Annotated in this window: 22 protein-coding genes and 3 tRNA genes; 8 read left to right on the top strand and 17 right to left on the bottom strand. The window is 72.3% G+C overall.

Going from position 1 to position 23,208, the window contains the following annotated elements; genetic code table 11:
- Positions 1–20: 20 nt before the first annotated feature.
- Complete coding sequence (locus ASC64_RS02220) at positions 21–1,502, bottom strand: NAD(P)/FAD-dependent oxidoreductase (RefSeq protein ID WP_056905866.1); 1,482 nt, start codon at positions 1,500–1,502, stop codon at positions 21–23.
- Positions 1,503–1,705: 203 nt separating this feature from the next.
- Between ASC64_RS02220 and ASC64_RS02215 the strand changes: the two genes are divergently transcribed.
- Positions 1,706–2,638 (top strand): ATP-binding protein, encoded by a 933-nt coding sequence (locus ASC64_RS02215; RefSeq protein WP_056905865.1) that lies wholly within the window; start codon positions 1,706–1,708, stop codon positions 2,636–2,638.
- A gap of 43 nt (positions 2,639–2,681) precedes the next feature.
- On the opposite strand, the gene ASC64_RS02210 is transcribed toward ASC64_RS02215, so the two are convergent.
- The 3 genes from ASC64_RS02210 to ASC64_RS02200 all read right to left on the bottom strand — a co-directional run bounded on the left by ASC64_RS02210 (position 2,682) and on the right by ASC64_RS02200 (position 3,353).
- A complete protein-coding gene (locus ASC64_RS02210; protein ID WP_056905864.1) occupies positions 2,682–3,035 on the bottom strand; it encodes a metallopeptidase family protein in 354 nt (117 codons plus the stop codon).
- A gap of 86 nt (positions 3,036–3,121) precedes the next feature.
- A tRNA-Asp gene (locus ASC64_RS02205) sits at positions 3,122–3,198 on the bottom strand.
- Between the two features lie 82 nt (positions 3,199–3,280).
- Positions 3,281–3,353: transfer RNA gene (locus ASC64_RS02200), tRNA-Glu, on the bottom strand.
- Between the two features lie 155 nt (positions 3,354–3,508).
- On the opposite strand from ASC64_RS02200, the gene ASC64_RS02195 reads away from it, so the two are divergent.
- The 6 genes from ASC64_RS02195 (at position 3,509) to ASC64_RS02170 (ending at position 9,267) form a co-directional block, all read left to right on the top strand.
- Positions 3,509–3,901 (top strand): response regulator, encoded by a 393-nt coding sequence (locus ASC64_RS02195; protein ID WP_056905863.1) that lies wholly within the window; start codon positions 3,509–3,511, stop codon positions 3,899–3,901.
- 226 nt (positions 3,902–4,127) lie between these two features.
- Entirely contained in the window at positions 4,128–5,237 is a 1,110-nt protein-coding gene (locus ASC64_RS02190) for a cytochrome P450 (RefSeq protein ID WP_056905862.1), read from the top strand.
- Positions 5,234–6,568 (top strand): sensor histidine kinase, encoded by a 1,335-nt coding sequence (locus ASC64_RS02185; protein WP_056905861.1) that lies wholly within the window; start codon positions 5,234–5,236, stop codon positions 6,566–6,568. Before ASC64_RS02190 ends, ASC64_RS02185 begins: the two co-directional genes overlap by 4 nt.
- Positions 6,569–6,618: 50 nt before the next feature.
- Positions 6,619–6,695: transfer RNA gene (locus ASC64_RS02180), tRNA-Phe, on the top strand.
- Between the two features lie 67 nt (positions 6,696–6,762).
- Complete coding sequence (locus ASC64_RS02175) at positions 6,763–8,073, top strand: hypothetical protein (protein ID WP_056905860.1); 1,311 nt, start codon at positions 6,763–6,765, stop codon at positions 8,071–8,073.
- 102 nt (positions 8,074–8,175) lie between these two features.
- The gene (locus ASC64_RS02170) at positions 8,176–9,267 is read left to right on the top strand and encodes a Glu/Leu/Phe/Val family dehydrogenase (RefSeq protein ID WP_056905859.1); all 1,092 of its coding nucleotides are present in this window, start codon (positions 8,176–8,178) and stop codon (positions 9,265–9,267) included.
- A gap of 172 nt (positions 9,268–9,439) precedes the next feature.
- On the opposite strand, the gene ASC64_RS02165 is transcribed toward ASC64_RS02170, so the two are convergent.
- Positions 9,440–9,631: a DUF3073 domain-containing protein gene (locus tag ASC64_RS02165; RefSeq protein WP_056906259.1), complete on the bottom strand. Its 192-nt coding sequence runs from the start codon at positions 9,629–9,631 to the stop codon at positions 9,440–9,442.
- Between the two features lie 189 nt (positions 9,632–9,820).
- On the opposite strand from ASC64_RS02165, the gene ASC64_RS02160 reads away from it, so the two are divergent.
- Positions 9,821–10,855, top strand: a complete 1,035-nt coding sequence (locus ASC64_RS02160) for an alginate O-acetyltransferase AlgX-related protein (RefSeq protein WP_156384959.1) — start codon at positions 9,821–9,823, stop codon at positions 10,853–10,855.
- Between the two features lie 9 nt (positions 10,856–10,864).
- Here the strand turns inward: ASC64_RS02160 and purM are convergent, their stop codons facing one another.
- From purM to ASC64_RS02100, 12 genes are all read right to left on the bottom strand, one after another.
- Positions 10,865–11,962, bottom strand: a complete 1,098-nt coding sequence (gene purM, locus ASC64_RS02155; RefSeq protein ID WP_056905857.1) for a phosphoribosylformylglycinamidine cyclo-ligase — start codon at positions 11,960–11,962, stop codon at positions 10,865–10,867.
- A gap of 28 nt (positions 11,963–11,990) precedes the next feature.
- Positions 11,991–13,523, bottom strand: coding sequence for an amidophosphoribosyltransferase (gene purF / locus ASC64_RS02150; protein WP_156385005.1), 1,533 nt, complete (start codon positions 13,521–13,523; stop codon positions 11,991–11,993).
- A 70-nt stretch (positions 13,524–13,593) separates the two neighbouring features.
- The gene (locus ASC64_RS02145) at positions 13,594–14,631 is read right to left on the bottom strand and encodes an NAD(P)H-binding protein (RefSeq protein ID WP_056905855.1); all 1,038 of its coding nucleotides are present in this window, start codon (positions 14,629–14,631) and stop codon (positions 13,594–13,596) included.
- The gene (locus ASC64_RS02140; protein WP_056905854.1) at positions 14,628–15,092 is read right to left on the bottom strand and encodes an SRPBCC family protein; all 465 of its coding nucleotides are present in this window, start codon (positions 15,090–15,092) and stop codon (positions 14,628–14,630) included. Before ASC64_RS02140 ends, ASC64_RS02145 begins: the two co-directional genes overlap by 4 nt.
- Positions 15,093–15,157: 65 nt before the next feature.
- On the bottom strand, positions 15,158–16,519 hold the full coding sequence (locus ASC64_RS02135; RefSeq protein WP_056905853.1) for a dipeptidase: 1,362 nt from the start codon (positions 16,517–16,519) through the stop codon (positions 15,158–15,160).
- Between the two features lie 43 nt (positions 16,520–16,562).
- On the bottom strand, positions 16,563–17,474 hold the full coding sequence (locus ASC64_RS02130; protein ID WP_056905852.1) for an alpha/beta fold hydrolase: 912 nt from the start codon (positions 17,472–17,474) through the stop codon (positions 16,563–16,565).
- Positions 17,471–18,166 (bottom strand): TetR/AcrR family transcriptional regulator, encoded by a 696-nt coding sequence (locus tag ASC64_RS02125; protein ID WP_082550116.1) that lies wholly within the window; start codon positions 18,164–18,166, stop codon positions 17,471–17,473. Before ASC64_RS02125 ends, ASC64_RS02130 begins: the two co-directional genes overlap by 4 nt.
- The gene (locus ASC64_RS02120; RefSeq protein ID WP_056905851.1) at positions 18,163–19,722 is read right to left on the bottom strand and encodes a class I adenylate-forming enzyme family protein; all 1,560 of its coding nucleotides are present in this window, start codon (positions 19,720–19,722) and stop codon (positions 18,163–18,165) included. Before ASC64_RS02120 ends, ASC64_RS02125 begins: the two co-directional genes overlap by 4 nt.
- Complete coding sequence (locus ASC64_RS02115; protein WP_056905850.1) at positions 19,719–20,813, bottom strand: branched-chain amino acid ABC transporter permease; 1,095 nt, start codon at positions 20,811–20,813, stop codon at positions 19,719–19,721. Before ASC64_RS02115 ends, ASC64_RS02120 begins: the two co-directional genes overlap by 4 nt.
- Positions 20,813–21,688, bottom strand: a complete 876-nt coding sequence (locus ASC64_RS02110) for a branched-chain amino acid ABC transporter permease (protein ID WP_056905849.1) — start codon at positions 21,686–21,688, stop codon at positions 20,813–20,815. The genes ASC64_RS02115 and ASC64_RS02110 overlap by 1 nt, the downstream gene beginning before the upstream one ends.
- Entirely contained in the window at positions 21,685–22,446 is a 762-nt protein-coding gene (locus ASC64_RS02105; RefSeq protein WP_056905848.1) for an ABC transporter ATP-binding protein, read from the bottom strand. Before ASC64_RS02105 ends, ASC64_RS02110 begins: the two co-directional genes overlap by 4 nt.
- Positions 22,443–23,207, bottom strand: a complete 765-nt coding sequence (locus tag ASC64_RS02100) for an ABC transporter ATP-binding protein (protein ID WP_056905847.1) — start codon at positions 23,205–23,207, stop codon at positions 22,443–22,445. The genes ASC64_RS02105 and ASC64_RS02100 overlap by 4 nt, the downstream gene beginning before the upstream one ends.
- Between the last annotated feature and the right edge of the window lies 1 nt (position 23,208).

Below are 23,208 nucleotides of genomic sequence, written 5' to 3'. Positions count from 1 at the left end.
CGGTCGGACCGGGCTGCGGGTCAGGCGCCGCCGACGCGATCGGCCGGCACGCCTCGGACTCCGGAGTCGGTGAGCTCGGCCTCGCGCACGGCAGCAGCCTCGAGCTCCTGGCGCCGGGTCTCCTCGACCATCGCGCGGGTCGCGTCGTAGATGCCCGGGTCGGACACCAGGTCGGCCGCACCGCGGCGCAGCCGGGCGAGGGCGGCACGCGCGAAGATCTGCTGCTCCGTGGTGGTGCGCTCGGACCGGTTGTTGCTGATGAAGGTGATCGCCCACCGCATCAGCGCGGAGACCTGGTTCTTGAAGCCGGTCAGGTAGACGAGGTGCACACCGAGCCACATCAGCCACGCGACCACGCCGGTGAGGCGGAGCTTGCCGACCATCGCGACGGCACGGAAGCGGCTGATGATCGCCATCGAGCCCTTGTCGAAGTACTTGAACGGCTGCTGCGGCTGCTTGCCCTCGACGCGGTTGCGGATCTCCTTGGCGGCGTACTTCGCGCCCTGGATGGCGACCTGCGCGACACCGGGGAGGTTGTCGAGCGCGATCATGTCGCCCACCACGAAGACCTCGGGGTGTCCGGGGAGGGTGAGGTCGGGGTTGACCGCGATCCGGCCCGCGCGGTCGAGCGGGGCACCGGTCTGCTCCGACAGGGTGCGGCCGAGCGGGTTGGCCTGCACGCCGGCGGCCCAGATCTTGGCGACGGAGTTGATCCGCTCGACGCGGCCGTCCTTGAACTTCACCTCGAGGCCGCGCTCGTCGACCTCGGTCACCATGCCGCCGAGCATGACCTCGACGCCGAGCTTCTCGAGCTCCTTCTTGGCCTTCTCGCCGAGCTTGGCGCCGAAGGGCGGCAGCACCTGCGGTGCGGCGTCGACGAGGACGACGCGTGCCTGCCGGGTGTTGATGGCGCGGAAGTCCTTGCGCAGGGTGTTGTGGGCCAGCTCGGCGATCTGGCCGGCCATCTCCACGCCGGTCGGGCCGGCGCCCACGACCACGAAGGTCAGCAGGTGGTCGACGTCGTCGCCGCGGGTGGCGCCGAGCTCGGCCATCTCGAAGGCGCCGAAGATTCGCCCGCGCAGCTCGAGGGCGTCGTCGATGCTCTTCATGCCCGGGGCGAACTCGGCGAAGTGGTCGTTGCCGAAGTAGGACTGGCTGGCGCCGGCGGCGACGAGCAGTGAGTCGTAGGACGTCACGGTGTCGCGGCCGAGCACCTGCGAGGTGACGGTGCGGGCCTCGAGGTCGATGCCGGTGACCTCGCCGAGGATGACATTGGCGTTGTCCTGCCCGCTGAGGACCTCGCGGGTGGGCGGGGCGATCTCGCCCTCGCTCAGGATGCCGGTCGCGACCTGGTAGAGCAGCGGCTGGAAGAGGTGGTGGGTGGTCTTGGCGATGACCGTGACGTCCACGTCGGCCCGGCGCAGCGCCTTGGTGCCGAACAGGCCGCCGAAGCCCGAGCCGATCACGACCACCTTGTGGCGGGTCGCCTGCGTCGTGGCCATGGAAGCTCCTAGGGTCGTAGGTCCATCTCTGGGTACCCATTGTCCTCTTGTGCACCCGCCAGATGCGAAACGCCGTACGCGTCTGGTTGCTCACACGCCCCAGTGGGCCCCTCGAGAAGTTAGGGTCTCAACCAGGTTTCGGCCACTGCCGAACCGGGTAGTGAATGCCCGCTGGACTACCCACGCCCCCGAAAAGAGTCCCAGTGCCGCTGACCTCCGAGCTGACCCTGGCGCCGTCGCCGCGCGCCGCGGCCGACGCCCGGCGATGGGTGGGCGACATCTGCCACCGGCTCGAGCGCACCGACCTCGTGGAGTGTGCCGAGCTGGGCGTCTCGGAGCTCGTGGCCAACGCGATCATCCACGCCAACGCGCCCTTCAAGGTGCGGGTCCGCGGCACCGCGAGCCATCCCCGGATCGAGGTGGCCGACGGCTCCACCAGCCCCCCGGTGCCGCCCGTGCGGATGCCCGGTGACGACGACCTCGACCTGCTGCTCACCTTCGGCCGCGGGCTCGCGATGGTGGCGCAGTGCGCCATCGCCTGGGGCGCCACGATCGAGAACGACGGCAAGATCGTCTGGTTCGAGCCGGCACCGCACATGCGCGACGACGGCGCCGCGGAGTGGGTCATCGACCACCACTCCCAGGAGGGCTCCGAGCCCACCAGCGACGCCGCGGTGGACATCCGCCTCCTCGGCATCGACGTCCCCCTCTACACCTCGCTGCACCGGCAGTACAACGAGCTGCGGCGCGAGCTGCGCCTGCTGTCCCTCTCCCACCAGTCCGACTACCCCCTGGCCGGCGACCTGACGGCGATGTTCGCCAGCTTCGAGCGCCAGTTCCCCGAGACCTATCGCACCCAGATCCGCACCGCCGAGCAGGAGGGCCGCCCGCGTGCCGACCTGTCCTTCACCATGGTCCGCGAGGCCGCCCCGATCTTCGTGACGATGACCGAGATGTTCGACGTGGCGGACGCGTTCTGCCGTGCCGAGCGGCTGCTCTCGATGGCCCGCACCCCGGGCCAGCGCGACCTCCAGAACTGGCTGCTTCGCGAGCTGGTGCACCAGCTCGACGGCGCCGAGGCCACGCCCTGGGCGGGGCGCCAGGGCGGGACGCACTCCACCAGCCAGGTCGGGTGAGCCCGGCGCGGCTGCGCGGCACCGACCTGGTCCGCGTCGGCGGCTAGCCCCACCCGAGCTCGTGGAGCCGGGCGTCATCGAGCCCGAAGTGGTGGGCCACCTCGTGCACCACGGTGATCCGCACCTCCTCCTCGAGCTGCTCGACCGTGTCGGCCATGTCCAGCAAGGGGCCGCGGAACAGCAGGATCCGGTCGGGGAGCTCGCCCGCGTGGTTGGCAGGACGCTCGGTGAGCGCGAGTCCGTCGTAGAGCCCGAGGAGGTCGGGATCGTCGGCCGGCGCCTCCGGCTCGACCAGGACCACGACGTTGTCCACGAGCCGGACCAGGTCGTCGGGCAGGTCGTCGAGCGCCCGGCCCACCATCGCGTCGAAGGCGTCGGGGTCGAGGTCGATCGGCATGCCGTCAGCCTAGGGAAGGGGGCGAAGGGCGGGCTGAAATGCAGATCAGGGAGAGCCTGGTGGCTCTCCCTGATTCCTGCATGCGTTGGCGACCCCGACGGGACTCGAACCCGCGGCCTCCGCCGTGACAGGGCGGCGCGCTAACCAACTGCGCTACGGGGCCAGGTGCTTGTTGTGAAGCGGGTGGAACTGTAACCCATGCCCGTCGCAGTCCACCAAATCGGCGGGAACCACGGGCCCGGTCGCACCCCCAACCGGATTCGAACCGGCGCTACCGCCGTGAAAGGGCGGGGTCCTGGGCCGCTAGACGATGGGGGCCAGCTCGGCCCGGGACGAGCCCGGGTCGGGCGTCGTACAGCATAGGGGCAGCACGCACCGCCCACCCAACCCGGACGAGCGGTCCCGACACGCGAAATTTGGTCAGTTGTCCAGATGATGCGCCGCGACCGGCCGGAGTTCACTAGCCTTGCCCCGTGGGCACCGCGTCTCGGCAGTTGCGCTTCCTCGTCGTCGATGACAACGAGGACATCAGGGACGTCTTCTGTCGCCTCGTCGAGAGGGCCGGTCACGTCGCCTCGACGGCGGTCGACGGCCAGGACGCCGTGGAGATCCTCCAGCGCGATTCCTTCGACGTGATGCTCCTCGACCTCACCATGCCGCGCATGAACGGCGTCGACGTGGTGCGGTGGATGCGGGAGCACGCCGACGTCGCTCCGGCCACCAAGGTGGTCGTGATCAGCGCCTGGGCGGGCGAGCACCGAGCGGTCCTCCAGGAGCTCGGAGTCGAAACTGTGATGCAGAAGCCGCTGCGTATTCAGCAATTGACTGATTTGATCGAGGAGACACTGCGCGACGTGGGGTCCTGACCCGTCCCTGAAGCAACACCGGGTCCTGGCCTCCGGGTGGTGTCACACCTGCACGTCTCCCCAGACGTGCGCCAACCCCAACCCTGGAGAACACCATGATGAAGCGCATCCGCACCCACATCGAGTCCAAGCGTTCCGCCAACCAGCTGCAGGCGATGTACATGTGGCGCCCCGCCCCCGGCGGCCGCTGAGCGCACGGCACCCGAAGGGTGACGCACCACCAGTGATGCACGTGGGCAGCGCCGAGTCGGCCGGCGGTCGGCTCGGCGCTGTCCTCGCGGCCCCTCGGTCCGGGATCGTCGCCCTGGGCCCGCACGGCCCGTGGCTCACCACCACGCCGGCACAGGCCAGGCAGGTCCTCACCGACGTCGACCACTTCGACTTCCCCAGCGACGTGAGCCGCAGCGGCGACCTCTCGGCCAGCCGCGGGGAGACCCGTTCGGGTCATCTCACCTTCGCGCCCCTGACGCCGGCCCAGGTGGCCCGCGGCGTGGCCACGTTCGCCGAGCTCTGGCCCGAGGCGATCGCTGCGCACGACCGCGCGAGGCCCGGCGAGGCGTACGACGCGATGGTGCTGCTGCGACGGCCGGTGGCCCGCTCCACCTGCGACGCGCTCCTCCCCGGGGCGAGCCCCGCACAGCGCGAGGCCGTGGCCGAGGGTGTGCTGGCGTGGATCGACGCGCTCGCACCCGTGATCTCGGCGGCCAGGGCGCCGCGGCGCTGGAGCCGCACCCGCCGCGGCGAGCGGGACGCCCGCCTCCGGCTCGAGGACACCCTCGCGCCGATCGAGGACCTCCCCGGCACGCCCCAGCAGGCGGCGACCATGCTCGCCGCCGGGATCCAGGTGCCCATCGCGGCCGGGTCGTGGCTCCTCGCCTGGCTCGGTCGTGAGCCGTCGCCGGACGTCGAGGCGCTCCACGCCGTCTGGGAGTCGCTGCGGGTGACGCCACCGACCTGGATCACCGCCCGCCTCACCACCACCGAGGTGGACCTCGCCGGTCAGCACCTGTCGGCCGGTGCGGTCGTCCTCGTCAGTCCACTGCTGCTGGGTCGCCTCCCCGAGCTCGTGCCCGGCGAACCGGACGGCCTCGCGGACTTCGACCCCGGACGGTGGGGCGACGAGACCCGGCGTCCCGGGGCGTGGCTGCCGTTCGGCGCGGGGCCGCACTCCTGCCCCGGACGTACGCTCGGGCTCGCCGTCCTCGTCGAGCTGGCGGAGTGGGCCCTCGCACACGGGGTGCGGTTGGCCGCGGACGTCGAAATCGACCAGACCCGGGGGCTCGCACCGCTACCGTGCAGGTTCACGACCGAGGCGGCAGGAGGTGGGGCACGGTGAGCGACCACCCCGCCCTCCAGGACGCCACCGCGCAGGGCGAGGTCTCCCCTGCCGTCGCCATCCTCACCGCCGCCGTCCTCGCCAGCGAGATTGCGCTGGACGAGGCCATCGAGCTGGCGGCCACCCACCTGCTGACCTACCCGCGCGTCGACGCCGTGGCGACGTCACTGGTCGGCTTCACACCCGTGGACCCCTCGGTCTGGATGATGCTGGGCGGCCGCGCCTGGGTCCGGGAGTGGGTACGGCCGGGGTCACCGTCCTCGATCCTCCCCGACCCCGGCGCCGGGCCCGAGGCAGCGCTGAGCATGCCGTGGCTATCGCAGTTCGCCCGCCGCGACGACCTGGTCGTCCTGCTCGACACCGACCTGCTGCCACCGGAGGCCGAGCAGGACCGCAGGGAGCTCGCCGGCGTCGGCGTCCGCAGCCTGATCGCGACCATCTACTCGTCCGCGGGCACCATGTTCGGGAGCCTGTCCGTCGGCAGCACGAGCCCGGGTGCGTGGCCCGCCGCGCTGATCGACGACCTGCACCTCCTCAACGCGGCGATCTCCTCCCGCCTCCAGCTCGAGCACTCCCGGCGCGCGCTGGTCGAGGCCATCGAGGCCGGCAACGAGGCCCAGCTGGCCAACCAGCACTTCTTCGCCGCCGTGGGCCACGAGCTGCGCACACCGCTGGCGGCGATCATGGGCTACACCGAGGTGCTGATGGACGACGCCGCCGACAACCCGCAGGAGCCGGTGTCCGCCGGGCTCCTCAAGGACGGCCCCGTGATCCTGCGCGCCTGCGAGCAGCTGGTCTCCGTCGTCGACAGCCTGCTGGGCGCCGGGCGCGCCTTCTCCAACGACGACAAGCGCCAGGACGTCGTGGTCGCCGACGCCATCGCCGACGTCGTCCACTGGCACCGCGTCCCGGCGCTCAACGCCAGTGTGCGGATCCGGGTCGACGTCGACCCGGCGCTCACGGTCTGGGCGCACCCTTCCGCCGTACGCCAGGTGCTCACCAACCTCGTCGGCAACGCGATCGCCTACCACCGGTCCGCCGGCGGGTCGGTGCACCTGTCGGCGGAGTCGCTGCTCGGCGAGAGCGGCCAGGAGATGGTGCGCATCATCGTCCGCGACGACGGACCGGGCCTCACCCCGGACCAGGTCGAGCGGGTCTTCGAGCCCTTCGTGCGCTTCGCCGGCTCGGCGACCAAGGGCAGCGGCCTCGGCCTCTCGATCTCGCGCACGATCGCCGAGCGCGACGGCGGCGCGGTGCAGGGCACCTCGACGGTCGGCGTGGGCTCGTCCTTCTGGCTCGAGCTGCCAGCGAAGGCGCCGTACGGCGTGTGAGACGGCCGATTCCCGCCACCCCAGGGGGCTGCGGTAGTCTCCTCCGCGTTGGCCAGGTAGCTCAGTTGGTACGAGCGACCGACTGAAAATCGGTAGGTCGGCGGTTCGACCCCGCCCCTGGCCACCACACACGCCGCAGGGCCCCGATCGCGTCCCGATCGGGGCCCTGCGGTGTCTCCCGCCACAATGGCCCGGTGCTCCCCCGCCTCGAGATCGTGCGCCGACTCCGCCCGATCGACCTCGTCGCACCCAGCGCCGTCCAGGTGACCACGGACGTGGCAGGGACGTCGCCGCTGCCCAGCCCGGCGCCGTACGTCGCCGCGACGTCGGGCCCCGAGGGCGCGCTCGCCCTGCACCTCGGCGGGCACCGCCTCACGGCCCGCGTCGACGACGGGTCGGTCGCGCTCGAGGTCACCGGTAGCGGGACGCTGCGCAGCCGGCGCTTCCACCGCGCCGAGTCCCCGACCGGCCTCGGGCTGTCCCTCACCGGCACCCACGTCACCGCGTGGTGCCGTGAGGGCGACCGATGGGTGGCCCGCGCCCGCCACGACCTCCGTGGGGTGGTCGACACCCGCGACGAGGCGGCCCTGGCGGGGCTGCAGGTCGAGCTCCCGGCCGGGGGCGGCACCGCCGGCGGGTTCGGCCAGCTCGGCGTGCGCGACGTGCGGTTCGTGACCGACGAGGACGGTACGCCGCTGCGCGACGACGACAGCCTCTGGCTCACCGCGACCTCGGCCGGGCCGGGCTTCTTCGACACCGCGCACACCAGCGTGTGGCGCTTCGACCCCGACGCCGTCGAGGTGACCCACACTGCCGACCTGTTCTTCCGACGCCCCGACCGGCCGGGCGTCTTCGGCGACCACGCCACCCACCTGCTCCGCAGCGAGGGCCGCTGGCTGGTGGCGACCAGCACGTGGGGCGACTTCGAGCAACCGCGCACGCGCGTCGGGCGACGTACGCCGTCGGGGCTGCGGGTCACCCTCGCCGGCTCGGACGACGACCTGCTCCACGGCCGCCACGTCCTCGACACCCGCGAGCTGCCGCTGCCCACCGACGGGCTTGACTCGATCGCCACCTGGGACCCGCACCTCGTGCGCCGCGACGGGCGGTGGCTGGTCGGCTTCGTGAGCGCGCGGAGGTTCTTCGACTTCCACCCCGCCGTCGCCGGTGGACCCGCGCTCGAGGAGCTGCACCTGCTCGGCGCGGCCGCCGACCGCACCGCCACGGAGGGCACCACGCTGCTCGACGTGGACGGCGAGCTGGTCGTCCTGGCCAGCGACGGTCGCGACTCGCAACGGGGCCGCCGGGCCCGGTTCCCCGTCTTCGACCTGGCGATGCAGGACCGCGGCGTGCTCGACGCGCCGTACCCCACCAACCTGCCGTGGCCGACCCTCGCGCACCTCGACGGGGCGTGGCTGATGGCCTCCTTCAACGGGCGCCCGGCCGGCGGGAAGCTGCTCGGCTACGGCACCCACGGGGACCTCGTGGTGATGCGGTCGCGGTGAGTGCGCGGGTCTACCCTGAGGGTGACGGCGGTCACCACCCCTCGACCGCGCTGACCAGGTCCGCACACCCCGCGGCCGCACCCACCAGAAAAGGATCCAGGAATGTCAGGAGCACGCAGTTCGGGAGTCGACGTCTTCGAGCTCGGGAGCGAGCACGAGCAGGTCGTCTTCTGCAATGACCAGGCGACGGGCCTCAAGGCCATCATCGCCATCCACTCCACGGCACTGGGCCCGGCCCTGGGCGGGACGCGGTTCTACCCCTACGCCAGCACCGATGACGCGATCGTCGACGTCCTCAACCTCTCGCGCGGCATGTCCTACAAGAACGCGCTCGCCGGCCTCGACCTCGGCGGCGGCAAGGCCGTCATCATCGGCGACCCGGCGGCGCTCAAGACCGAGGCGCTGCTGCGTGCCTACGGCCGCTTCGTGCAGTCGCTCGACGGGCGCTACTTCACCGCCTGCGACGTGGGCACCAACTCTCCGGACATGGACCACATCGCCCGCGAGTGCGACTTCGTCACCGGCCGCACCGTCGCCCACGGCGGCGCGGGCGACAGCTCGGTGCTGACCGCCTTCGGCACCTTCCAGGGCATGCGCGCCGCCGCCGAGCAGGTCTGGGGCGAGCCGACGCTCGCCGGCCGCACCGTCGGCATCGCCGGCGTCGGCAAGGTCGGGCGCCACCTGGTCCGCCACCTGATCGAGGACGGCGCCACGGTCGTCGTCACCGACGTGCACGCTCCCTCCGTCGAGGCGATCCGCGCTGAGTTCCCGCAGGTGCAGGCCGTCGCCTCCACCGACGAGCTCGTCGCGAGCGAGATCGACGTCTACGCGCCGTGCGCCATGGGCGGGGCGATCAGCGACGAGGTCCTCGAGGTGCTGCAGGCGACGATCATCTGCGGCGCCGCCAACAACCAGCTCGCCCACCCGGGCATCGAGAAGCAGGTCGACGAGCGCGGCATCCTCTACGCCCCCGACTACTGCGTGAACTCCGGCGGCGTGATCCAGGTCGCCGACGAGCTCGAGGGCTTCTCCTTCGAGCGCGCCAAGCAGCGCGCGACCGGGATCTTCGAGACGACCCGCAAGGTCTTCGAGCTCGCCAAGGCCGACGGCGTCACCACCGCGGCCGCAGCCGACCGCCTGGCCGAGCGCCGGATGCGCGAGGTCGGCCGCCTGCGCGGCCTCTACCTCGGCTGACCGGCGCTTCGTCCCCGTCCTGGCCACTGACCGGGCGCTTCGTCCCGCCTCGCGCGCGACGAAGGGCCCGGTCGTCATGTCTGACGGGGATGAAGTGCCCGGTCGGTGTGAGGGCGCGGTCGTACGCCCGGTGTCCCGGGGTGGAGCTGCGCTCGATCAGGCAGCGCGTGGGTCAGTCTGCGCGACGACGCGGATCGGCATAGTCCGACCATTCGTCGTCGTCCGGCTCGACTTCCGTCGGCCGGGGATGGGTGTCCTCACCGTGCAGCTCCTTCGCCAACGCGCCGAAGTCCGTCTCGTGGGTCCGGTACTTCAGGTCGCGTGCGACCTTCGTCTGCTTCGCCTTCGCTCGGCCGCGCCCCATAGGGTCGACCCCCTCGCACACTTGGCCGGGGCTGTCGAGGAGATCCTCGACGCGCCCGGTCTGATCGGTTACATATCGTGGGGACAACGCTACCTGAGCGGTGGCTGTTCCCGCACACCACGACACCGCTTTTCGTTCCGCCGGGAGCGAAATACCGCAGCCGGGGCCCTGCTGGGGCACACTGCCCCCGTGCTGCGCCGCCCCGGGCCCCCCGCCCTCGTGACCCTCCTGGCCACGATCGTCCTCGGCCTCGCCGGCTGCTCCTCGGACGCCACGGGCCCCGACAGCGACGCCGGCGACGGCCGGACGGGCGCCCCCAGCGACGTACCGTCACCGCGCCTGCACGAGCTGGACGGCTCCGCGCCGCAGACCGTCGAGGGCCGCGACGGCTACCTCTTCATCGGCACCGACTTCGACCTGTCCTGCGGCAGCGGTGAGCACTTCGACGACTACCTCGCCTCGCTCAGCGACCTGGCCGAGGTGATCGCCGGGTCCGGGCGCGACGTGGCGTGGACGGTCGTCCCCGACAAGTCCACGACCCTGGTCGACCGGCTGCCCGACACGGTGCCGCAGGACGCCTGCTTCCGAGAGAACCAGCGTTGGCAGGAGCGCCTCCTCGGCACGGTCGACGAGCAGCACTACGTCGACACGCTCGCGCTGCTGCGCGGGGCAGACGCCGACGGCGAGCAGGTCTACTGGCGTGGCGACTCGCACTGGACGTCGTACGGCGCGAGCCTGTGGCTGCTCGAGGTGCTCGACCGGCTCGACCCAGCGGTCGCCGACGGGGTCGAGGTCACCGACGGCATCCTCGAGCGCAACGGCGACCTCTATGTGATGGCCGGGCGCGACGACGTGGAGTCCGCGCCGTCGCGGGCCTTCAGCACGGGCAACACGCTCGAGGCGATCCCCGGACCGACCCCGTTCGACCCGGCCACTGAGTCGTTCGGCCCGCTGCTCTGGAAGACCGTCACGGGCGACGGCACGCTGCCGGGCCGCACGCTGCTCATCGGCGACTCGTTCTCCTACGCCGGGCTCGACCTCACCATGCCGCTGGTCGAGCGTGGCGCGTTCGCGTGGTTCCAGTACCTCGACACCGGCGTGCTGGCGCGCCAGGTCGCGGCGGCCGACACCGTCGTGATCGAGGTGGCGCAGCGCACCCTGACCCACTCGTCGGTGGCCACGCAGGAGTTCGTCGACCAGGTCGAGGCCGCGCTCTCGCGCTGACCCCTGGCGTCACCAGCCGGGGTGCTGGCCCTCGAGCAGGACGCGGCCGCCCTGGTCGGCGTCGGTGCGCGCCTCACCGGCGACCCACGCGCGGATGCCGTGCCCGGCGAGCACGGAGATGGCGGTGTCGACCGACTCGGGTGCGGTCAGCGCGACCATGCCCACGCCGCAGTTGAGCGTCGCCTCGAGGTCGGCCTGCGGCACCCCGCCCACCTGGCGTACGACGTCGAAGACCGGCTGCGGCGTCCACGTCGAGCGGTCGATGCGGACCGACAGCTCCTCGGGGAGCACCCGCTCGAGGTTGGCGGCGAGACCTCCGCCGGTCACGTGCGACATGGCGTGGGTCTCGGTGCGCTCGGCCAGGTCGAGGCAGGCCTTGGCGTAGATGCGGGTCGGCTCGAGCAGCTCCTCACCGAGGGTGCGGCCGAAGTCGTCGACGTGGCGCTCGACGGTCCAGCCGGCGCCGCCGGACCCGGGCGAGCCGAGCAGCACGTGGCGCACGAGGGAGTAGCCGTTGGAGTGCAGTCCGCTGGCCTCCATCGCGATGACCACGTCGCCGGGGCGCACGCGGCCGGGGCCGAGCAGCTTGCTGGCCTCGACGACGCCGGTGGTCGCGCCGGCGACGTCGTAGTCGTCGGGGTCGAGCAGGCCGGGGTGCTCGGCGGTCTCGCCGCCGATGAGCGCGCAGCCGGCGACGACGCAGGCCTCCGCGATGCCCTTGACGATCGCCGCGATGCGCTCGGGGACGACCCGGCCGCAGGCGATGTAGTCGGTCATGAACAGCGGCTCGGCGCCGCACACCACGAGGTCGTCGACGACCATGCCGACGAGGTCGAAGCCGATCGTGTCGTGGACGTCCATCAGCTGGGCGATCGCGACCTTGGTGCCGACGCCGTCGGTGGACGTGGCCAGCAGCGGACGCTCGTAGCGGGTGAGCGCGGAGGCGTCGAAGAGGCCGGCGAAGCCGCCGAGCCCACCGATCATCTCCGGGCGACGGGCCTTCTCGACCCAGCCCTTCATCAGGTCGATCGCGCGGTCGGCCGCCTCGATCGACACTCCGGCGGCGGCATAGGCCCCCTCGGCTGCGGTGGGCTGCTGGTCGGACACGGGGCTCCTCAGACTGGCGGCGTGCGGATCAGGGGTTGTTGAGGACCGGCAGCGCCCGGCCCATCGTGGGCGACTGCAGCGTCGCCTCGAGCAGGTGCTTGCCGAGCAGGCTCTCGTCGGGCAGCTCGACGGGGTACTCGCCGGTGAAGCAGGCCGTGCAGAGGGTCTCGCGCGACTGCTTGGTCGCGTCGATCATCCCGTCGAGGGAGATGTAGCCCAGCGTGTCGGCCCCGACACTGGCGGCGATCTCCTCGGGGGTCAGGCCGTTGGCGATCAGCTCGGCCCGGGTGGCGAAGTCGATGCCGTAGAAGCACGGCCACTTCACCGGCGGGCTGGAGATCCGCACGTGCACCTCGAGCGCGCCCGCCTCGCGCAGCATCCGCACCTGGGCGCGCTGGGTGTTGCCGCGCACGATCGAGTCGTCGACCACGACGATCCGCTTGCCGCGGATCATGTGCTCGAGGGCGTTGAGCTTGAGCCGGATGCCGAGCTGGCGCAGCGTCTGGCTGGGCTGGATGAAGGTGCGCCCGACGTAGGCGTTCTTGACGAAGCCCTGGCCGAACGGGATCCCCGACTCCTCGGCGTAGCCCGCCGCGGCCGGCGTCCCCGACTCGGGCACCGGGATGACGAGGTCGGCCTCGACGGGGAACTCGCGCGCGAGCTGACGACCCATCTCGACCCGCGACTCGTGGACGCTGCGGGCGCTGATGGTGGCGTCGGGGCGGGCGAGGTAGACGTACTCGAAGACGCAGCCCTTGCGGTCGGCCTCGGCGAACCGGTGCGAGCGCAGGCCGTTCTCGTCGATGACGACCATCTCGCCGGGCTCGACCTCGCGGACCACGCTCGCGCCGATCGTGGCGAGCGCGGCGTCCTCGCTGGCGACCACCCAGCCGCGGTCGAGGCGGCCGAGCACGAGCGGACGGATGCCCTGCGGGTCACGGGCGGCGTAGAGGGTGCCCTCGTTCATCCACACGAAGCAGAAGGCGCCGCGGACCTGCGGCAGCACCTCGAGCGCGCGCTGCTCGAGCGAGGTGTCGGGGTGGTGCGCCAGGAGCGCGGTGACGAGGCTGGTGTCGTTGGTCGACTCCTCGACCGGACGGGTGTGCAGCTCCAGCTCACCGTCGGGACCGGGCAGGTCGGCGACCATCTGGGCGAGCTCGTGGGTGTTGATCAGGTTGCCGTTGTGGCCGAGGGCGATCGACCCGTCCACGGTGGGCCGGAACGTCGGCTGGGCGTTCTGCCACGTGGACGCGCCGGTCGTGGAGTAGCGCGAGTGGCCGATCGCGAGGTGCCCCTTGAGGGACTCCAGCGTCGACTCGTCGAAGACCTGGGAGACCAGGCCCATGTCCTTGTAGACCAGGATCTGGCGCCCGTTGCTGACCGCGATGCCCGCAGACTCCTGGCCGCGGTGCTGCAGCGCGTAGAGCCCGAAGTAGGTCAGCTTGGCGACGTCCTCGCCGGGGGCCCAGACACCGAAGACGCCGCATGCGTCCTGCGGGCCCTGGTCCTGGGGATCGATTGCCGTGGTCAGGCGGCCGTCGCCGCCCGTCCGCTTGCTCATCGGCTGAGGCACGGTCTGCAGTCTACGGGCGTCGGGCGGCATCGCCGCACTGACGACGTACGTCGGTACGTCAGGTGCCGGGGAGCAGGGACCGGAGCCGGTGCACGGCGAGCCGGGCGGCGGCCTTCCCGACCGCCGGGAGGGGTACGACGTCCAGCGCGGGCAGCGGCCGGGTCCAGGCCGGGTCGGAGGGCAGCGCGCCCTCCGGGCCGGCGTACAGCGGGGTGGACGCGCGGCGGACCGCCTCCCCCACGTCGAGCAGCTCGCCACCCTGCGCCGGCACCCACGTGTGTCCGGGACGGCACACCATGTCGTGGTGCAGCGACTCGATGAGCGCGGTGACGGTGTGGAACGGCGCGGTGGTCACGAGGGCCGTCGCCAGGCCGACGAGCCCGGGGGGCGCGACCGGCGTGGGGACGCTGACGCGCGACAGGCCGGCCTCGCGGGCGCAGGTGCTCATCAGGTCGGGGTAGGACAGCACGTCGGGACCGCCGAGGTCGACGTCGCCCTCGACGGTCGAGCCGAGGAGCTCGCGGACCGCACGGAGCACGTCGGAGACCGCGACCGGCTGGACCGAGTGGTACATCCAGGTCGGCACCGGCTGGACGAGGAAGAGCGTCGCGATCTGCCGGATGATCTCGAACGAGGTCGACCCGGCGCCGAGGACGACGCCTGCCCGCAGCGCGACCGCGCTGGTGCCCGCGTCGAGCAGGATCCGCTCGACCTCGAGGCGCGAGGCGATGTGGGCGGAGAGCTCGGACTCGGGCACGTCGGGGACCAGGCCGGACAGGTAGACGATGCGGCGTACGCCGGCCGCCTCGGCGGCGCGGGCCACGGTGTCGGCTGCCCGGCGGTCGCGGTCGCTGAAGTCGGTGCGGTCGAGCGAGTGGACGAGGTAGACCATCGCGTCGGCGCCGTCGACCGCCGCTGCGACGGCCTCCGCGTCGGTGACGTCGCAGCGGATCGCCTCGACCCGCTCGTCCCAGCCGAACCGGTCGGGGTCGGGCACGGACGACGACGCGGCCACGACGTCGTGGCCGTGCTCGAGCAGGTGCGGCACGAGGCGGGACCCGACGTAGCCGGTCGCCCCGAGGACGAGGACCCTCACGCTTCACCCAGGTGCTTGAGGAGGTTGCGGGAGAAGACGGTGCCCATGTGCTTCACGACCCCGGCCATCACCCGCTCGACGGCGGGTCGCGTCAGGCCGGGGAGCGGGAGGGTGCAGGAGATGTCGAGCTCGATGCTCACCTGCGTGCCGTCGTCGTGGTCGGAGAGGAGGTAGGTGCCCTCGACCGCGGCCATCTCGTCGGGGCGCGCTGGGTCGTGGGTGAAGTCGATGCGGTCCTGGGGCGCGAAGGTCATCACCTCGGTGAACCGCGGTGCCACCGAGACGCCCAGCACCGGGATCGTGCCCATCCGCCAGGTCCACCGCTCGCCGTCGACCTCGATCCCGGTGACGTAGGGCGTCATGCGCGCGATCAGGTCGGCATCGACCAGGGCGGCCCATACCTCGCTGCGCGGGGAGCGCAGCACGGCTGTGGATCGGTCGCCGGCTCGGAAGGTCGCCATGGCGTCAACCTACCGACGTGCCCGAGGGCGGGGCTCACCCCTGGGCGGTGGACGGACGGCGTGGATCAGCGGGACAGCTCGCCGAGGTTGCGGAGCAGCAGGGCCTCAGCCTTGACGACCTTCTCGAACTCGGCGAGGTGCAGGCCTTCGTTGGCGCCGTGGGCCCGGGTGTCGGGGTCCTCCACGCCCGTGACCAGCACGCTGGCCTGCGGGAAGGCCTCGAGGAACTCGGCGATGAACGGGATCGAGCCGCCCACGCCCATGTCGACCGGCGCGGTGCCGTCCCACGCCTCGGCGAACGCGGCCCGCGCGGCGTCGTACGCCGGTCCGGTCGCGTCGATCTGGGTGGCCTCACCGGTGTCGACGACGGTCGTGCTCAGCGTGGCGCCCCACGGCGTGTGCTTCTCGAGGTGCGCCTGCAGGCAGGCCACCGCGTTGGCGGTGGTGTCGCCGGGGGCGATGCGCATGCTGATCCGGCAGCGGGCGGTGGGGATGAGGGTGTTGGAGGCCCCGTCGACCTTGGGCGCGTCGAAGCCGGTGATGCTGATCGACGGCTTGGTCCAGAGCCGCTCGACGACCGAGCCGGAGCCGATCCACTCGATGCCCTCGGCGGCGCCGGACTCGGCGCGCAGGCGAGCCTCGGGGTACTCCACGTCGGCCGCCGGGCCGGAGTGCAGGCCCTCGACGGCGACGTCACCGGCATCGTCGTTGAGGCTGGCGATCAGCCTGCTCAGGGCCATGATCGAGTCGGGCACCAGGCCGCCCCACATGCCACTGTGCACGGCGTGGGTGAGCGTGCGGACCTCGACGTCCATCCGGACCAGGCCGCGCAGGCTGGTGGTCAGGGCGGGCTCGCCGATGTCCCAGTTTCCGGAGTCGGCGATGACGATGACGTCGGCGGCGAGGCGGTCCTGGTAGGTGGTGAGCAGCTCGACGAGGGTGTCGGAACCGACCTCCTCCTCGCCCTCGATGAACATCACCAGGTTGACCGGGAGCTCGTCGCCGAAGATCCGGACCGCGCCCAGGTGGGCGGCGATGCCGGCCTTGTCGTCGGCGGCACCGCGCGCATACAGACGGAGGTCGCCGCGCGCGTCCTCCCGTGCCGTGGGCTCCCACGGCGCAGAGTCCCAGTCCGCGTGGTCGTTCTCGGGCTGGACGTCGTGGTGGGCGTAGAGCAGGACCGTCGGCGCACCCTCGGGGCCGGCCTTCTTCGCGATCACGGCCGGCGGCGCGCCGTCGTGGGCGCGGACGATCTCGCACTCGAAGCCCTCCGCCGCGAACAGGTCGCGCGTGGCCTCGGCGCTGCGCTCGACCTCTCCCGCGCGAGCCGGGTCGGCGGACACCGACTCGATGCGGACCAGGTCCTCGAGGTCACGGCGGATGCCGGGCATGACCTCGGCGAGACGAGCGCTGATGTCGACAGTCATGACGTCACCCTAGGGGCCAGTCAGGACGACGACGACATCAGCGTCAGCGGTCAGCCGAGAGCTCGGCCAGCACCGCCTCGGCGACCACCTTCGCGCCGGCCTCGGCCATGGTGATCGTGTAGTGGTTGACGTCTGGCACCTCACGGGCGTTGAGCGTCGGCAGCGCCTCCAGCATCCCGGCCAGGCGGGAGGTCTCGTAGAGCCCGGGCGTCTCGTCGAAGAGCCCGCGCGGGGCAGTCAGCAGCAGGGCGGAGTGGTGCATCCGGCCGAGCGCGTCGCGCAGGGCCGTGCCGGTGTTCATGTCGACGGTGTCGGCGGCCATCGCGTCGTAGCTCGTGGCCGGACGCAGCTCGGGCTCCTCGCCAACCAGGTCATAGGCGAGGTAGTCCTCCAGCGCCGGCGTCCAGTCGCGGGCGAACGCCGGGTGGCGCCGCCAGAAGTCGTAGTACTCCTCGACGGACGCGAACCGCATCGCCAGCCGCTCGGCGACGGGTCCCAGCACCAGCGAGATCACCTCGTCGGCGGACAGGTCGTTGGGCACGGCGAGGGGCAGCCCGCCGTCGACCAGCAGCAGTCGCGACACCCGCTCGGGGTGGCGGTCAGCGAGCACCACGGCGACGAACGCACCCATGGAGTGGCCGACGACGAGGGTCCGGTCGACGTCGAGGTGGTCGAGGACCGCCGCGAGGTCGTCGGCGTGCGCCGACATGCCGGTCGGGCTCCCGGGCACCGTCTCGGGGTGGCTGCGGCCGCGGCCGCGCAGGTCCGGCGCGACGAGCCGGACGCCGGGAAGCAGGCCGGCCAGGACCTGCCACGAGCGGTGGGACGCCGTGATGCCGTGCACGAGCACGACCGTGGGCGCCGTCGCAGGGTCGGGGACGTCCGCCTCCCAGACGCCGACCCGCAGCGTCCCACCGGAGACCGGGACGTCGGTGGTGCGGTAGCGCTTGCTCATGGCGTTGCCTTCTCGTCGGCGACGCCCTTGGGGGGTCGCGGGGCCAGGGCGGTCTCGATGAACCGCATCATGTGGGCGAAGACGTGGGGGTCCAGCTCGGTCGGGCGACGGTCGTCGTCGTCGCGCTCCCAGAGGATGTAGCGCGCCCCGACCAGCTCGCCGATGCCCATCAGCGCCCACGCCGCCACCTCGGGGTCGATGTCGGAGACCTCGCCGGCGGCCTGTGCCTTGCGCAGGCCCTCGACGTACCCCTCGACGATGCGCGTGTAGTGCAGCCGCAACGCCTCGGGCGACACGAGCTCGGCTTCGCGCACGACGCGGTAGAGGGCGGGGTGCTCGGCGGTGAACCGGAAGAAGCCGGCGAAGCCCGCCCGTTCGGCCTCGAGGCGGGACGACGCACCGGCCATCGCCTCGGCCATCGAGTGGCGCACGCGGCGGTTGAGGTCGATGACCAGCGCCTCGAAGATCGTCTGCTTGCTGTCGAAGTAGAGGTAGAACGTGCCGAGCCCGATGCCGGCCCGCTCGGTGATCTTGACGATCGAGGCCTCGTGGTAGCCCATCTCGGCGAAGACGGCCTCGGCCGCCTCGAGGAGCTTGCGCTGCGTGGCCTCGCCCCGCTTGGTACGTCGGGGGGCCTCGGGTGCCAGCGGGTCGGCGCGGCGCTCGAGCTCGCTGAAGTCGGGTGCGGTCACGGCTGCGCTCCTCGTACGACGGATGGGTGGGCGGCGTCCTGCAGGTCGGTGCGCGAGATCTTGCCGATGCCGGTGCGGGGCAGCTCGGCGAGGACGTGGACGCGACGCGGCAGCTTGAAGTCCGCTAGGTGCCGGCGGGCGTGGTCGAGCACCTCGCGCTCGGTCAGGCCGACCCCCGCGACCGGCTCGACGAAGGCGATGCCGACCTGGCCCCACACCTCGTCGGGCACCGCGACCACGGCGGCGTCCGCCACCAGCGGGTGCCGCACCAGCGCGGCCTCCACCTCGGCCGGGGCCACGTTCTCGCCGCCGGAGATGTAGATGCTCTTCAGCCGGTCGACGATGCGGTAGCAGTTGTCGGAGTCGCGCTCGGCGAGGTCGCCGGTGCGCAGCCAGTCGCCGGAGAACGCCGTCGTGGTGCGCTCGGGGTCGTGGAGGTAGCCGGAGAAGACACCCGGGCCACGCACCTGGAGCTCGCCGGTGCCCGGGCCGTCGACGACCGCCCCGGCCGACCCACCGGCCGGCTCGACGAGGCGCACCTCGACGTACGGGTAGGGCCACCCGACGGCGCCAGCGTGGTCGGCCGCGCGGCTCGGCGGCAGGTAGAGCACGTTGGGCGACGCCTCGGTCAGTCCGTAGCCGTGGGCGACCTCCACGCCGTGCGCGGCCCACGTCGCGCGCAGCGACTCGGACAGCGAGTCGCCACCGACCACGACCTGGCGCAGCGAGGAGAGGTCGGCGTCGGCGAAGCCCGGGTCGGAGGCCAGGAGGTGCAGTTGGGTCGGCACGGTCATCGTGGTGGTGACCCGTCGGTCGCTCACCAGGCGCAGCACGCGCGATGGTTCGAAGGACCGCTCGAGCACCACGGTGGCCCCGTGCCACCAGGCCGCCAACGGCTGGCAGTTCCACGCGGCGACGTGGAACTGGGGCAGCGTCGCGAGCACGACGTCGTGCTCCGAGAGGCCCATCGCCTGGGCCATCGCCAGGCTGTTCCAGAAGCAGTTCGCGTGGCTCAGCACCACGCCCTTGGGCATGGCCTCGCTGCCCGAGGTGAAGATGACCAGGACCGGTTCGTCGTCGACGGGACCGCGGGCGGGCGGCCAGGTCCCGCCGGGCTCGGGCTCGCGCGTGGGCACCGTGGCCTCGACGCCCGTGGTGCCGGGCGTAGCCAGGGGCGCGGTCACGGCGGCCACCTCCATCGCCTCGCGCGCGAGGCGGGCCAGGGCCTCCTCGGCGACCACCAGGACCGGTTGCGCGGTCCGCACGAGCGGGCCGAGCTCGGAGGGGGTGAGCCGCCACGACAGCGGCACCAGCACCAGTCCGGCCTTCGCGCAGGCGAAGAACAGCACGACGTGGTCGGCGGAGTTTCCCGACAGGGTCACCACCCGGTCGCCGATGCCGAAGCCGGCCCGCGCGAAGGAGCGGGCCAGCTCGTCGCTGCGCCTCTCGAGCTCGGCGTACGTCACCGTCACGCCGCGGTCGTCGATCGCGACCTTGCCGGGATGGCGGCGCGCGCTGTCGACGAGCCAGCGGCCGAGGGTGTGGGAGTCGTTCACGGCTGCGGCTCCAGGGCGCGCTCCTCGGAGTCCGCGGCCTCCAGGACCGCGACGCCGGTGCGCGTCCGTCGGCGACCGGTCAGCCGCGTCGCCGTACCGGCGATGCCGCCCGGGACGAAGAGGACGACGAGGACGAAGAGCCCCCCGAGGATGAACATCGGCTCGGAGAGCGGGACGTGCAGCCAGGACGGAAGCGACTCGACGGCGTCGGACCGGGCGAGCAGCGTGAGCCGCTGGTTGAGCAGCGTGTAGAGCACGCCGCCGATGATCGCGCCCCAGCGCGACCCCACGCCACCGAGCACGACCATCACCAGCACCGTGATCGTCAGGTCGGCACCCACCGAGCGCGGGACCGTGCCCGACTGGAGGAGCATGTAGGCCACCCCGGCCAGCGCGGCGAGCAGGCCGCTTGCGACGAACACGACGAGCTTGGCGGCGTAGGGCTGCAGGCCGAGCGCGCGCACGCGCAGCTCGTTCTCCCGCGCCGCCGCGGCGACGTGGCCCACGCGCGAGCGGTCGATCCACAGGACGACCAGGTAGGCGACCACCACGACGGCGAGGGCCAGCCAGTAGAGGTTGCGCGTGTGGACCACGCCGACGAGGGCGGCCGGGACGTGCTCGGTGTCGACGGAGAGGCCCTCGTCTCCCCCGGTCAGCCCGTCGGGGTTGCGGCGCACGAGCACCGATCCGGCCTGCGCGAAGGCGAGCGTGACCATCGCGAACGGGATGCCCGTGACCCGGAGGCTGACGGCTCCCGTGACGACGGCGATGGCGCCCACGCCCGCCAGCGTCAGCGCGACCGCCGGCCACAGCGCCAGGTCGGTGCGCTCCAGGAGGATGCCGAGCCCATAGGCGCCGCCCCCGAAGTAGAGGGCGTGCCCGAAGGACAGCTGCCCGCCCGTGCCGAGCAGCAGGTTGTAGGACAGCGCGAGGGCGGCGTAGACCATGCACAGCGCGAGCAGCTGCAGCGATCCCGGTGTGTACGTCGGCCCCGGCAGGATCCCGGGGACCTGGATGGAGAGCAGGGGCAGGACGGCCAGGACGACGACCAGGGCCGCGCCCAGTCCGAGCGGGACGATCTTGGCGCGCATCAGGCTGCCTTCCCCAGGAGTCCGGACGGCCGGACGAGCAGGACCCCGGCCAGGGCCAGCACGATGACGAAGTCACCCGTGCCGCCTGCGTAGTAGTTGGCGAACTGCTGGAGCAGCGCGACCAGCACCGACGCGATCGCGGCGCCGGTGAGCGAGCCGAGGCCGCCGATGACCGTCACGATGAACGCGAAGATCAGCAGGCTGCCACCGAGGGACGGTGAGACGTAGCCGAAGTAGTGGGCCGCGAGCACGCCGCCGAGCCCGGCCGCCGCGCCGCCGATGGCGAAGACGAGGGTGAACGAGCGGCGTACGTCGATGCCCAGGGCGGTGACCATCGCCCGGTTCTCGACGCCGGCGCGGATGACCATGCCGTAGCGCGTCTTCCGGAGGAACACCACGATCGCGACCAGCACGAGCACGGCGATCCCGATGATGACGAAGCGGTCGTTGGGGATCCGCGCGCCGAGGACGCCGGTCGTGCGGTCCATCCACGCGGGGCCGCGGATGAAGTCGGGGTCGGTGCCCCAGATGCCCTCGAACAGCGCGACCGTGGCCAGCGACAGACCGACGGTGACCAGCACCTGCTCGATGTGGCGCTCGTAGAGCGGGCGGATCAGCAGCAGCTCGGTCAGCGCCGCGACCACCGCCCCGACAAGGGCGCCCACGAGGATCGAGGCGACGAAGCCGGTCCAGCTGGTGGCATCGAGCCGCTGCGCGGCGGCCCAGCCGAGGAACGCGCCCAGGGTGAGGAACGAGCCGTGCGCGAAGTTGAGCACGTGCATGAGGCCGTAGATCAGGGACAGGCCCGACGCGACGAGGAAGTAGAGCGCGCCGAGGCCGAGGCCGGTGGCGAGCAGCAGCACGACGGTGCTCACGGGTGCACCTCCCGGTCGGTGTCGGTGTGGACGCCCAGCAGCCGCCGGGTCAGGGACTCGTCGGAGAGCAGCTCGGTCGCGGAGCCGGTGTGGACGACCCGGCCGCCGGCGATGACGACGGCCTCGCCGGCGAGGTGGCGTACGACCTCGAGGTTCTGCTCGACCAGCAGGATCGGCACCGTCACCGACGCCTCGCGCAGCGCCTCGGCGACCTGTTCGACGATCAGCGGGGCGAGGCCCTTCGTCGGCTCGTCCACGAGGAGGACGCGGTTGTCGTTGAGGAGCACCCGGGCCAGCGCGACCATCTGCTGCTGGCCACCGGAGAGGGTGCCGGCCATCTGGTGGCGGCGCTGCACCAGGTCGGGGAACAGCCGCTTCACGAGCTCGCGGCGCTCGGGCGTGGCACTGCCCGCCCGCTCGGCGAGGCGGAGGTTCTCCGCGACCGTCAGCCGAGCGAAGACCTCGCGGTCCTCCGGGACGTAGCCGACGCCGCGCTGGACGACCTTGTGCGTCGGGAGGGCGTCGATGCGCTCGCCGGCGAGGGTGACCGCACCCGAGCGCCGGTAGAGCCCCATCAGGCCCTTGAGCGTGGAGGTCTTGCCGACGCCGTTGCGCCCGAGGACGGCGGTGATGCCGGTGGCGGGCACGGTGAAGGACACGTCCTCGACGACCTGCTGGCCGGCGACGGACGCCGACAGGTGCTCGACGACCAGGACCGGGGAGCTCGCCGGGGCTCTGTTGTCGGGGGTGATCCTCATGCCGTGCTCCCGAGGTAGGCGCTCTGCACCCGGGCGTCGGCCATCACGGCCTCCGGGGTGTCGAAGGCGATGATCGTGCCGAAGTACATGACGGCCACCTTGTCGACGAGGCCGAGCAGGACCTCCATGTGGTGCTCGACCATCAGCACCGTCGAGCCCTGCTCTCGGTGCACCTCGCGGATCGTCTCGGACAGGGCGCCCACGTCGCCCGAGCCCACGCCGGCCATCGGCTCGTCGAGGAGCACGACGTGCGCGTCGGTGGCGCGCAGCACGGCGATCTCGAGCTTGCGCTTGTCGCCGTGGGACAGCCCTCCGGCGAGCAGGTCCAGCCTGTCGCCGAGGCCCACCTCGGCGAGGTGCTCCTCGGCGGCGCGCGTGGCGGCATCGCCCGGTCGCGGGAAGCGCCACGGCGACAGGCTGCCGCCGAGCGCGACCTGGCTGGCGATCCGGACGTTCTCCCGCAGGGTGAGCTGGGGGAAGAGGCTGGAGGTCTGGAACGTACGTCCCAGCCCCGCCCGCGCGCGGCGGTGCACCGACATGCCGGTGATGTCCCGGCCGTCGAGGTGCACGGTGCCGGAGGTCGGCCTGGAGATGCCGGAGACGACGTTGAAGAGCGTCGTCTTGCCGGCACCGTTGGGGCCGATCACGCCGATGAAGGCGCCCTTCTCGATCTCGAGGTCGACCTGCTCGAGGATCGTGGCGCCCCCGATCCTGAGACCGAGGTCCTTCACCTGCAGCGCGGGCGTGGCGGACTTCGTCACC

This window comes from Nocardioides sp. Root122, from assembly GCF_001425025.1.
Classification (GTDB): domain Bacteria; phylum Actinomycetota; class Actinomycetes; order Propionibacteriales; family Nocardioidaceae; genus Nocardioides.
The sequence above is the reverse complement of the archived record's forward strand: the minus strand, read 5'-3'. Positions and strand labels throughout refer to the sequence as shown.

Coding starts and splice junctions, on each gene's coding strand:
- ASC64_RS02220 (WP_056905866.1), bottom strand. CDS start 1,502: ATGGCCACGACGCAGGCGACCCGCCACAAGGTGGTCGTGATCGGCTCG.
- ASC64_RS02210 (WP_056905864.1), bottom strand. CDS start 3,035: ATGCCGATCGACCTCGACCCCGACGCCTTCGACGCGATGGTGGGCCGG.
- ASC64_RS02190 (WP_056905862.1), top strand. CDS start 4,128: ATGCACGTGGGCAGCGCCGAGTCGGCCGGCGGTCGGCTCGGCGCTGTC.
- ASC64_RS02170 (WP_056905859.1), top strand. CDS start 8,176: ATGTCAGGAGCACGCAGTTCGGGAGTCGACGTCTTCGAGCTCGGGAGC.
- ASC64_RS02165 (WP_056906259.1), bottom strand. CDS start 9,631: ATGGGGCGCGGCCGAGCGAAGGCGAAGCAGACGAAGGTCGCACGCGAC.
- purF (WP_156385005.1), bottom strand. CDS start 13,523: ATGAGCAAGCGGACGGGCGGCGACGGCCGCCTGACCACGGCAATCGAT.
- ASC64_RS02140 (WP_056905854.1), bottom strand. CDS start 15,092: ATGGCGACCTTCCGAGCCGGCGACCGATCCACAGCCGTGCTGCGCTCC.
- ASC64_RS02135 (WP_056905853.1), bottom strand. CDS start 16,519: ATGACTGTCGACATCAGCGCTCGTCTCGCCGAGGTCATGCCCGGCATC.
- ASC64_RS02130 (WP_056905852.1), bottom strand. CDS start 17,474: ATGAGCAAGCGCTACCGCACCACCGACGTCCCGGTCTCCGGTGGGACG.
- ASC64_RS02115 (WP_056905850.1), bottom strand. CDS start 20,813: ATGCGCGCCAAGATCGTCCCGCTCGGACTGGGCGCGGCCCTGGTCGTC.
- ASC64_RS02105 (WP_056905848.1), bottom strand. CDS start 22,446: ATGAGGATCACCCCCGACAACAGAGCCCCGGCGAGCTCCCCGGTCCTG.